This window comes from Microbacterium sp., assembly GCF_051953575.1.
In the GTDB taxonomy this organism is placed as follows: domain Bacteria; phylum Actinomycetota; class Actinomycetes; order Actinomycetales; family Microbacteriaceae; genus Microbacterium.
Genome location: NZ_JBQCIP010000220.1, coordinates 1 through 10,488, shown reverse-complemented (window position 1 = coordinate 10,488; position 10,488 = coordinate 1). Strand labels below are relative to the sequence as shown.

The following is a 10,488-nucleotide window of genomic DNA, read 5'->3' as shown; positions in this document are numbered from 1 at the left end:
AACTCCACCCTGCTGCACGTGCTGCTGATCATCGGCGGCATCGTCATGGTGTTCCCGTTCGTGTGGATGCTGCTGACCTCGTTCAAGACACTGCCGCAGCTGCTGACCGACCCGCTGGCGTTCCTGCCCGATCCGTGGACGTTCGACAACTACACCGAGGCGTGGAACGCGGTGCCGTTCGGCCAGGCGTACCTCAACAGCATCTACATCGCGGTGCTCGTCGTGATCGGCACGCTCATCACGGCGTCGATGGCCGGCTACGCGTTCGCGCGCATCCCGTTCCGCGGCAGCAAGGTCATCTTCATCGTGTTCCTGGCGACGCAGATGATCCCCGCACAGGTGACCCTCATCCCGTTCTACCTGCTGATGTCCCAGCTCGGCTGGGTGGACTCCCACCTGTCGCTCATCGTGCCGGGACTGCTGGCGAATCCGTTCGCCGTGTTCCTCATGCGCCAGTTCGTGCTGTCGCTGCCGAAGGAGCTCGAAGAGGCCGCGATCGTCGACGGGGCCGGCCGCTGGCGCATCTTCTGGAGCGTCATCCTGCCGAACCTCAAGCCCGGCCTGGCCGCGCTCAGCATCATCGTGTCGCTCGGTGTCTGGAACGCGTTCCTGTTCCCGCTCGTGCTGCTGAACACGCCCGACCTGTTCACGGTGCCGCTGCTCCTGACGTCGTTCCAGGGCCAGTTCGGCTCGGTGAACTACGGCCTCGTGATGGCGGCATCCGCGATCTCGACGGTGCCGATGCTGATCGTGTTCGTGATCGGCCAGCGCCGCATCCTCAACAGCATGGCCGCATCCGGACTCGGAGGACGATGATGACCCTGACGACCTCTCCCGAGGCCCTCGCCGCCCTCGCCTGCGGGCACCTGGACCTCGAGCGTGCGCCGTTCACGCTGCCCTCCTCGCGCATCATCGTGTTCCGCGAGGGCGACGGCGTCCGCGTGCACACCTCCGAGTACGAGCGCCGGCTCGACCAGTGCCGCGTCCTCGACCTGCTGACGGTGAGGGATGCCGCCTCCCGCGCACTCCCGATCACCGCGGTGCTCCCCGACCGGGTGGTGTTCGGCGACGACGCGGCGACGCTCGTCTTCGCGGGCACCGAGTCGCTGTCGCTCGGCGCGGCAGCGTCGGGACTGTCGGCGGAGTGGACGACGCCCGATGGGCAGACGCGGCTCGCCCCGCTGGCCGCCGCGGTGCGCATCGAGATCGCGCCGGACCGGACCGTGCGGGTGGCGGCATCCACCCGCCATGACGACGACGCGGACGCGAGCCGGGCGCTGTGGCACGACTGGTTCGCTCGCTGCCCGGTCGTCCGCGACGACCTGCAGGACATGGCGGCGTTCTGCTGGTGGGTGCTCGGGGCCAACGTGGTGTCGCTGCCGCGCCTGCGCGCGCAGCTGGGCGAGGTCCACGCCGTCGTGCCGTCGAAGATCGGGTACGTCGGCCTCTGGCAGTGGGACGCGTACTTCATCGCCGCGGGCCTGCGCCACGGTGCGCCCGAGCTCGCACGCGAGCAGCTGGACCTGGCGTTCGGCTTTTCGTCGGCCGACGGACAGCTGCCCGACGTCGTGCACGAAGAGGGCGTCCTCGCCACGAGCGACGACCTGCCGCAGGCCGACCGCGATCGGCTGCGGCGCGCGGGGTCGCAGATCGCCGACCCGAACGCGCCAGTGCCGCTCACGAAGCCGCCGCTGGCGGCCTGGGCGCTGCGCCGCGTGCTCGAGGCCCTCCCCCGCACGCCCGAGACCGAGGCATGGGCGCGGCGGCACCTCGAGACGATCCGACGTTCGCAGGACTGGTGGTTCGCTGTGTCGGACCTCGACGGCGACGGCATGCCCGAGTACGGGCATCCGTACTCGTCGGGCCTCGACGACAGTCCGATCTTCGACGGCCCGCTCCCGACCACCGCGCCCGACCTCGGCGCGTACCTGGTGCGACAGGACCTGGAGCTCGCGCGGTTCGCCGAGGAGTTCGGCGACGCCGACCCGCAGCCCCACCGCGAGCGCGCCGAGCGTACGCTCGCGAAGCTCATGGAGCTGTGGGATGCCGAGGCCGGCGTGTTCACCGCGCGTGCCGCCGGCCAACGGGTCGGCACGGACGCCATCGTGGGCCTCATGCCGCTGCTCACCGGGCGGCTTCCGGGCGACGTGCGCGACACGCTCGCCGCCGCCCTCGACGACCCCGCGCGCTACGGCACGCCGTGGGGGCTGCCCACCGTGGCCGCAGGCGATCCGGATTTCTCGCCCGAGCGCATGTGGCGCGGCCCGGTCTGGATCAACACCAACACGCTCGTCGCCGACGGGCTCGCCGTCTCGGGGCTGCCCGACCGCGCCCGCGAGCTGGCCGAGCGCACGCTCGAGCTCGTCATCCACGGCGGCGGACCGCACGAGTACTTCCACCCGTACACCGGCGAGAAGGCCGGCACGGCGACGACCGCGTTCGGCTGGTCGGCCGCGCTGTTCATCGACCTCGCGGTGCGGCTGTCGGTCTGATCGCACGAAGAAAGGGGGATGCCTCACCCGGTGAGGCATCCCCCTTTCGCGTTCGTGCGGGTCAGTCCGTGAAGTACGTGCTCGACGCGTTGTCGATGATGCGCTGCATGCCGTTGATCCAGTTGACCCGGAGCGCCTCGACGGCGCCGGGCACGTCGCCGTCGACGAGACGGCGGGCGATCTCGGCGTGCTCGGCGGCGACGCGCTCGATCATCACGTCGCTCGGCACGAGCATCGACTCGTAGCGGTGGAAGGCGCCGCGGACGCTCTCGATGAGCGCGAGCAGACGCCGGTTGGTGCAGCCCGACAGCATGACGGCATGCCACTCGTCGTCCTTGGTGATGACGAGCGCGTGCTCGACGACCTCCTGGTCGAATTCCGCGGCCAGCTCCGCCAGGCGGGCGCCGAGCGCAGTCACCTGGTCGGGCGGGGTCAGTTCGAGGGCCAGGCCCTCCAGGGCGGCCATGATCGGCGCGAGCTCCTGGAACTCCCGCTTGCTGAGCGGCACGAACCGGAAGCCCTTGCCGTTCTCGCTCTCGATCTGCCCTTCGCTCTCGAGGGCGATGAGCGCTTCGCGCAGGGGGGTCCGGCTCACGCCGAGCTCTGCGGCGAGCTGCACCTCGTTGATGCCTTCACCGGGCTGGACGAGGCCCGAGCGCATGCGCGCGAGCAGTTCGTCACGCACCTGTGAGCGGAGATTCTTGCGCTCGATGGCCATGGTGTTCCCTTCGCCGGTGCGGTCAGCCTAGAGCTTGACCACTCGCTGCATCCGTCATACGCTTCTTGTATACAGAATACATTGAACAGTGTTCCTGTACAGCCCCAGACTCGGAGAGGAGCCCTCGTGGCTGACACCCCCGGCCCCGCCCACCCCCGCCCGCTTCGGCTGGAGGCGCTGGCGTACGGCGGCGACTACAACCCCGACCAGTGGTCGGAGGACGTGTGGGACGAGGACGTCCGGCTCATGCTCGAGGCCGGAGTCAACCTCGTGAGCCTGCCGATCTTCAGCTGGCCCCAGCTGGAGCCGGCTCCCGGGGTGTACGAGTGGGGCTGGCTCGACCGCATCCTCGACAAGCTGTGGGCGGCGGGCATCGCGATCGACCTCGCCACCGCCACCGCGACGCCGCCGTCGTGGCTGCTGCGCGCCCACCCCGAGATGCACCCGATGGACGCCGAGGGCCACCGGCTCGAGTTCGGCTCGCGCCAGGTCTACTGCCCGAGCTCGCCGGTGTGGCACGAGAACGTCGCCCGCATGACGCGTGCCATGGCCGAGCGCTACGGCTCGCACCCGGGTGTGGTGCTCTGGCACATCTCGAACGAGTACGGCGACCACACGTCCCGGTGCTGGTGCCCCGAGTCGACCCGCCACTTCCGCCGCTGGCTGCAGGACCGCTACGGCTCGCTCGACGGGCTCAACGACGCGTGGGGCGTCAACGTGTGGGGCCAGCGCTACACGTCGTGGGACCACATCGAGGCGCCGCGCAAGGCGCCCGGTCCGATCAACCCCACCCAGCTGCTCGACTTCGAGCGCTTCTCGTCCGACGCGATGCTCCAGTTGTTCCAGCTCGAGGTCGACGTGCTGCGCGAAGTCACCCCCGACCTTCCGGTCACGACGAACTTCATGAGCATGTTCCGCGACCTGGACTACTGGACGTTCGCGGATGCTGAAGACATCGTCACCGACGACGCCTACCCCGAGCCCGCCGATCCGATCGCCCACGTGGGCGCCGCCCTGAACTACGGCCTCATGCGCTCCCTGAAGGGCGGGCGGCCGTGGCTGCTGCTGGAGTCCTCGGCGAGCGCCACCAGCTGGCGCGACGTCAACGTGCCCAAGGCGCCGGGCAAGATGCGCGTCGACAGCCTGCAGGCCGTCGCCCACGGGTCGGACGCCGTCATGTTCTTCCAGTGGCGCCAGGCCAGGTACGGCCAGGAGAAGTTCCACTCGTCGATGCTCGGGCACCGGGGTGAGGCATCCCGCACCTATCGCGAGACCAAGGCGCTCGGCCAGGAGCTCAAGCGCCTCGAAGCCGTGCGCGGCACGCGGGTGCGCGCCCGCGTCGGCCTCGTCGTCGACTGGGACTCGTGGTGGGGATCCAGCGCGATCGAGTCGCTCCCGTCGCAGCGCCTCAACTGGGCGCGTCAGGCCCGCGCCTGGCACCGCGCGATGCACCTGCTCGGACAGCCGGTCGACGCCGTGCGCGCCGGCGGGCCGTTCGAGGGTTACGACGTCGTGCTGGTGCCGAACCTGTACATCGCCGACGAGGCACAGGCGGCGGCGCTGACCGCGTTCACCGAGTCGGGCGGGCACGTCGTCGTCGGCCCGTTCTCGGGAGTCGTCGACGCCACCGAGAAGGTGCACGACGGCGGTGCACCAGGTCCCCTGCGCGGGCTGCTCGGCGTCGAGGTCGACGAGCAGTGGCCGCACGCCGACGGCGTCGTCGAGACCGTCGACATCGCGGGCGCCTCGCACGAGAACCCCGCCTGGGCGGAGTGGATCGAAGTCGTCCCCACGCCCCCTTCAGGCGCCACTGACGCGTCGCCCGGAGCCTCCGGGCGCATGGGCCCAGCCGCCACCGCCGTCATCGGCACGTACTCCTCCGGCGAGCTCGAGGGCCGGCCGGCCGTCACCCGGCGTGACGCCGGCACCGGCGCGGCCTGGTACGTGAGCGCCATGCTCTCGGAGGAGGGGCTCTCCGCCGTCTTCGCCGAGGTCCTCGGCGGCGCCGGACTCGCCGCGCGCACCGAGGTGGACGTCGACTTCGAGGCGGTGACGCGCTCCAGCGACGACACCGACTTCACGTTCGCCCTCAACCACGGCCGCACGCCCCTGAAGATCCGCGTGCCCGAGGGCGCGCTCGACCTCGTGACCGGCGAGCGCACCGGCGCCACCCTCACCCTGGACCGCTACGGCGTGGCGGTCCTGCAGACGCCGCGGGACGGCATCCCGCCGTTCCTCACGCTCGCCCACTGACCCACCCGACCGCAGACCAGAAAGCAGGATGACGTGACCGAGACGTTCGTGCATCCCTACATCCCCAACACCGCACCCGCCGTCATGGCCGAGATGCTCGCCGCCGTCGGCGCCGCGTCGGTCGAGGACTTCTACGCCGACGTTCCGGCCGGCCTGCGACTGCAGCGTCCGCTCGACGTGCCCGCGCCGCTCCCGGCCGAGCAGGACCTGGCTCGCCACGTGCGCGGCATCCTGGCGCAGAACCGCACCACCGACGAGCGCCTGAGCTTCCTCGGAGCGGGCACCTACAACCACTACGTGCCCGCGGTCGTCGACGAGGTGATCCGCCGCAGCGAGTTCCTCACCGCCTACGCGGGCGAGCCGTACGAGGACCACGGCCGTTTCCAGGCGCTCTTCGAGTACCAGTCGCTCATGGCCGAGCTGCTCGCGATGGACGTCGTGAACGTGCCCACGTACGACGGCTACCAGGCCGCGGCGACCGGCCTCGCCATGGCCGGCCGCATGACCGGGCGGCCGCGCGTGCTCGTCGTCAGCGACGTGCTGCCCGAGAAGGAGTCGAAGGTGCGCGACTACACGCGCGCGGACCTGGTGATCGAGCACGTCGCCACGGTCGACGGCGTCGCCGATGTCTCGGCCCTGGCCGACCGCCTCGGCTACGATGTCGCCGCCGTCTGGGTCGAGACGCCGAGCTTCACGGGCGCCGTCGAGGCGCGACTGCGCGAGATCTCGGACCTCGCTCACGCCGTCCGCGCGGTCGTCGTCGTGGGCACCGACCCGGTCGGGTACGGCGTGCTCACGCCGCCGGCGCTCCACGGCGCCGACATCGTGACGGGCGACATCCAGTCGCTGGGGCTGCACCAGTGGTTCGGCGGCGCGCACGCGGGCTTCATCGCCGTGCACGACGATCCGCGGTTCGTGATGGAGATGCCGTCGCGGCTGTTCGGCCTGGAGTCCACCGACGTGCCCGGCGAGTACGGGTTCGGCGATGTGGCGTACGACCGGACGTCGTTCGCGCACCGCGAGGACGGCAAGGAGTGGGTCGGCACGGCCGCGGCCCTGTGGGGCATCGCGGCCGGCGTGCACCTGTCGCTGATGGGGCCGCAGGGGATGGCCGAGCTCGGCGAGCTGCTGCTCGCCCGCACCGCGTACGCCCAGCAGCGGCTCGCCGCCATCCCAGGCGTCGCGCTCGGCGACGGCGCGCTGCACCTGCGCGAGTTCACCGTGCGCTTCGACGCCGCCCGCGCGTCCGGCATCGTGACGGCGCTGCGCGCCGACGGCATCGAGCCGGGTGTGGTCGTCGACGAGCACACGCTCCTCGTGTGCGTGACCGACGCCACGTCCGCCGCCGACATCGACCGCCTCGCCGCAGCGATCGCCGCGGCCCTCGACACCATGCCGATCGACAACACGAAGGAGCAGGTCGCATGAGCCTCCCCGTCGCCCCGAAGACCAGCCCGCGCCGGTTCCACCAGGCCAGCTGGGACGAGCCGATCGTCTTCGAGCTGTCGACGCCGGGCGAGCGCGGCATCGCGATCACCCCGGTCGAGCCCGTCGTGCGCGAGACCGTCGGCGATGTCGTCGCGGCCCTGCCCGAGCACCTGCGCCGTCCGGCCCCGCCGGCGCTCCCCGAGATCGCGCAGATGCGCGTGCTCAAGCACTTTCTGCGCCTGTCGCAGGAGAACCTGGGCTCGGACCTCAACGTCGACATCGGCCAGGGCACCTGCACGATCAAGTACTCGCCGAAGATCAACGACCAGCTCATCGAGGTGCCGCAGCTGCGCGCACTGCACCCGGCGCAGGACCCGGCCGACACGCAGGGCGCGCTGGAGATGATCTGGCGCCTGGAGCAGCTGATGGCCGAGATCTCGGGGATGGATGCCGTCTCGCTGGCCTCTCCCGGCGGCTCGGCGGGCATCTGGACGAACATCGCGATGATCCGGGCGTACCACGCCTCGCGCGGCGAGGCCGAGCAGCGCGACGAGGTCATCACGACGATCTTCAGCCACCCCTCGCACGCGGCCGCGGCGAAGGTGGCGGGCTACAAGGTCGTCACGATCTACCCCGACGCCGACGGCTACCCCGACCTGGCGGCCCTCAAGGCGGCGCTGTCGGAGCGCACGGCCGCCATCATGGTCACGAACCCCGAAGACACGGGCATCTACAACCCGGCCATCAAGGAATGGGTGGATGCCGCGCACGAGGTCGGCGCGCTCGCCTCGTACGACCAGGCCAACGCCGCCGGCATCCTGGGCATCACGCGGGCGCGCGACGCGGGCTTCGACGTGTGCCAGTTCAACCTACACAAGACGTTCTCGGCCCCGCACGGCTGCGGCGGTCCGGGCGCGGCGGCCAACGCCGTGAGCGCTGCGCTGGCGCCGTTCCTGCCCGGTCCGCGGGTGGAGCAGGTCGACGGCCGGTTCGTCGTGCGGGAGCCCGGCGAGCTGTCGATCGGACACGTCGCGCCGGCACACGGCGTCGTGCTGCACGTCGTGCGCGCGTACGCCTGGATCATGGCGCTCGGCGCCGAGGGCATGCTGGCGGCGTCGCAGATCGCGGTGCTCAACAACAACTACCTGATGAGCAGGGTGCTCGAGATCCCGGGGGCTTCCGCGCCGTACGCGACGGGTCGCCGTCGTATCGAGCAGGTGCGCTACTCGTGGCAGGAGCTGTTCGAAGAGACCGGCATCACGTCGGAAGAGATCGGCATCCGCATGGCCGACTACGGCTTCCACTACTGGACGAGCCACCACCCGTACGTCGTGCCGCAGCCGTTCACCCTGGAGCCGACGGAGTGCTATTCGAAGGCCGAGCTCGACGAGTACGTCGCCGCGCTGGCGCAAGTCGCAAGCGAGGCGCGCGAGACGCCGGAGCTCGTGCGCACCGCCCCGCACAACCAGACCGTGCACCACACGCACCACGACGACCTCGACGACCCGCAGCGCTGGGCGATCACCTGGCGCGCATACCGCCGCAAGTACTTCGGCGAGACGCCGGCGGACTTCTCGGCCCCGGCCCTGGTCGCTGAGCCTGTCGAAGCCTAGGCGCATGATCGGTCTCGTGGTCAACCCCGTCGCCGGGATCGGCGGGCCCGCAGGGCTCGCCGGTTCCGACGGCGCCGACGTGCAGTCGCTCGCGGCGGCACGCGGGTCGTCGGCGCGCGCCGCTGCGCGCGCGACGACGGCGTTGGCCGCTCTGCCCGCAGGGACCCCCGTGCTGACCGCCGGCGGTGCGATGGGGACGGATGCCGCCACCGCCGCCGGCCTCGACCCCGTGGTGGTCTACGCGCCCGGCGACGACACCACGCCCGCCGACACGGTCGCCGCCGTCCGGGCGATGGTGGCGGCAGGCGCCACCCTTGTGCTGTTCGCCGGTGGCGACGGCACCGCCCGCGACGTCGTCGCCGGGCTATCCGACGCCCCGGGGGTCGCCGCGCTCGGGATCCCGGCCGGCGTGAAGATGTACTCCCCGGTCTTCGCCGTGAGCCCGCAGGCCGCCGGAGGTCTCGCGCACGCCTGGCTGGACGGCGGGCTGCCGACGCAGCTGCGCGAAGTGCTCGACGTCGACGAGGCCGCGCTGCGGCGGGCGCGCGTCGAGCCGCGCCTGTACGGCGAGCTGCTCGTGCCGTACCGCGCCGGACGCACGCAGGCGCGCAAGTCCCCCACGCCGGTGTCGGAGCAGGCGTCGGTCGCCGCAGCAGCACGGGGGGCGGCATCCGTCCTCCGTCCCGGCGTGCGCTACCTGCTCGGTCCCGGCGGCACCATGGCCGAACTCGCCCGCGTGCTCGGCGTCGAGAAGACACCGCTCGGGGTCGACGTCGTACTGGACGGGCGCATCGTGCGACGCGGCGCGAGCGAAGCCGAGCTGCTCGACGAGGTCTCGCGTGGACCCGCACAGGCGGTGGTCGGCGTCATCGGCGGGCAGGGCTTCGTGCTCGGCCGCGGAAACCAGCAGCTGTCGGCGCGCGTGCTGCGCGCGATCGGCGACGACCCGGTCCTCGTCGTCGCGCCCGAATCGAAGCTCGTCGAGCTGCAGGGCCGCCCTCTGCTCGTCGACACCGGCGACCCCGACCTCGACGCCGCCGTCGCCGGGCACCTCCGCGTGATCACCGGTCCCGCGGCATCGAGTCTCTATCCCGTCCACGCACCAGAATCCGAAGGAGCACCCCATGCGTCTTGAAGGCAAGAGGGCCATCGTCACCGGCGGCGCCGGTGGCATCGGCCGCGCCACCTCGCTCGCATTCGCGGCCGAAGGCGCCGCCGTCGCGGTCGTCGACCTGAACGCCGAGGCCGCAGAGGCGGTCGCCGGCGAGATACGGGATGCCGGCGGCACCGCGATCGCGATCGCCGCCGATGTCTCCAGCGAGACCGACATCGAGCGGGTCGTCGCCACCACGGTCTCCGACCTCGGCGGCATCGACGTCGTGTTCAACAACGCGGGCATCATCCGCCGCACGACGGCCGTCGAGACCACCGTCGAGGAATGGGACCGAGTGTTCGGCGTCAACGTGCGCGCGATCTTCCTGATGTGCAAGCACGTCGTGCCGATCATGGCGGCCTCCGGCGGCGGCTCGATCGTCAACACCGGGTCGGGCTGGGGTCTCAAGGGCGGCGGCCAGGCGATCTCGTACTGCGCGTCGAAGGGCGCCGTCGTCAACATGACCCGCGCGCTCGCCATCGACCACGGCCCGCAGGGCATCCGGGTCAACTCGGTGAACCCGGGCGACGTCGACACCGGCATGCTCCGCGACGAGGCGAAGCAGCTCGGCCAGGACCAGGCCGGCTTCCTCGCCGAGGCCGCCGACCGGCCCCTGCAGCGCATGGGGCAGCCGCGCGAGATCGCCGCCGCCGTCGTCTGGCTGGCCAGCGACGAGTCCTCATACGTCACTGGGTCGGCGCTGGTCGTCGACGGCGGCGGCATCGCCTGAGCCGACACCGTCGCCGCGGGCGGGGGCCCCCCCCCGCGCCCGCCCCCCACCCGTGGTGCGGCGGGTGGGGGGTGGTGACCCACGCACGCAAACCCCCCCCC

General features: G+C 71.6%; 8 protein-coding genes. 7 read left to right on the top strand and 1 reads right to left on the bottom strand.

The genetic code is table 11. The annotated features are described in order from the left end of the window. Both ACTHNQ_RS13390 and ACTHNQ_RS13385 read left to right on the top strand, forming a co-directional pair. The coding region (locus ACTHNQ_RS13390; RefSeq protein WP_440334100.1) for a carbohydrate ABC transporter permease at positions 1-816 on the top strand (816 nt) is incomplete at its 5' end. Next, on the top strand, positions 816-2,492 hold the full coding sequence (locus tag ACTHNQ_RS13385; RefSeq protein ID WP_440334098.1) for an amylo-alpha-1,6-glucosidase: 1,677 nt from the start codon (positions 816-818) through the stop codon (positions 2,490-2,492). The genes ACTHNQ_RS13390 and ACTHNQ_RS13385, both read left to right, overlap by 1 nt. A gap of 61 nt (positions 2,493-2,553) precedes the next feature. Here the strand turns inward: ACTHNQ_RS13385 and ACTHNQ_RS13380 are convergent, their stop codons facing one another. Then, complete coding sequence (locus ACTHNQ_RS13380; RefSeq protein ID WP_440334096.1) at positions 2,554-3,210, bottom strand: GntR family transcriptional regulator; 657 nt, start codon at positions 3,208-3,210, stop codon at positions 2,554-2,556. A 126-nt stretch (positions 3,211-3,336) separates the two neighbouring features. Between ACTHNQ_RS13380 and ACTHNQ_RS13375 the strand changes: the two genes are divergently transcribed. The 5 genes from ACTHNQ_RS13375 to ACTHNQ_RS13355 are packed head-to-tail and all read left to right on the top strand — an operon-like array spanning position 3,337 to position 10,387. Then, positions 3,337-5,463: a beta-galactosidase gene (locus tag ACTHNQ_RS13375; RefSeq protein WP_440334094.1), complete on the top strand. Its 2,127-nt coding sequence runs from the start codon at positions 3,337-3,339 to the stop codon at positions 5,461-5,463. Positions 5,464-5,496: 33 nt separating this feature from the next. Beyond that, positions 5,497-6,891 carry an aminomethyl-transferring glycine dehydrogenase subunit GcvPA gene (gene gcvPA / locus ACTHNQ_RS13370; protein ID WP_440334092.1) on the top strand — a complete coding sequence of 465 codons (1,395 nt, stop codon included), beginning with the start codon at positions 5,497-5,499 and terminating at the stop codon, positions 6,889-6,891. After that, on the top strand, positions 6,888-8,504 hold the full coding sequence (gene gcvPB, locus ACTHNQ_RS13365; protein WP_440334090.1) for an aminomethyl-transferring glycine dehydrogenase subunit GcvPB: 1,617 nt from the start codon (positions 6,888-6,890) through the stop codon (positions 8,502-8,504). The genes gcvPA and gcvPB overlap by 4 nt, the downstream gene beginning before the upstream one ends. Positions 8,505-8,508: 4 nt before the next feature. After that, a complete protein-coding gene (locus ACTHNQ_RS13360; RefSeq protein WP_440334088.1) occupies positions 8,509-9,639 on the top strand; it encodes an ATP-NAD kinase family protein in 1,131 nt (376 codons plus the stop codon). Next, positions 9,629-10,387, top strand: a complete 759-nt coding sequence (locus ACTHNQ_RS13355; RefSeq protein ID WP_440334086.1) for an SDR family NAD(P)-dependent oxidoreductase — start codon at positions 9,629-9,631, stop codon at positions 10,385-10,387. The genes ACTHNQ_RS13360 and ACTHNQ_RS13355 overlap by 11 nt, the downstream gene beginning before the upstream one ends. Positions 10,388-10,488: the final 101 nt, after the last annotated feature.

What these genes read in the sequence shown, in the direction of transcription:
- ACTHNQ_RS13385 (WP_440334098.1), top strand. Translation starts at nt 816, where the DNA reads ATGACCCTGACGACCTCTCCCGAGGCCCTCGCCGCCCTCGCCTGCGGG.
- ACTHNQ_RS13380 (WP_440334096.1), bottom strand. Translation starts at nt 3,210, where the DNA reads ATGGCCATCGAGCGCAAGAATCTCCGCTCACAGGTGCGTGACGAACTG.
- ACTHNQ_RS13355 (WP_440334086.1), top strand. Translation starts at nt 9,629, where the DNA reads ATGCGTCTTGAAGGCAAGAGGGCCATCGTCACCGGCGGCGCCGGTGGC.
- gcvPB (WP_440334090.1), top strand. Translation starts at nt 6,888, where the DNA reads ATGAGCCTCCCCGTCGCCCCGAAGACCAGCCCGCGCCGGTTCCACCAG.
- ACTHNQ_RS13360 (WP_440334088.1), top strand. Translation starts at nt 8,509, where the DNA reads ATGATCGGTCTCGTGGTCAACCCCGTCGCCGGGATCGGCGGGCCCGCA.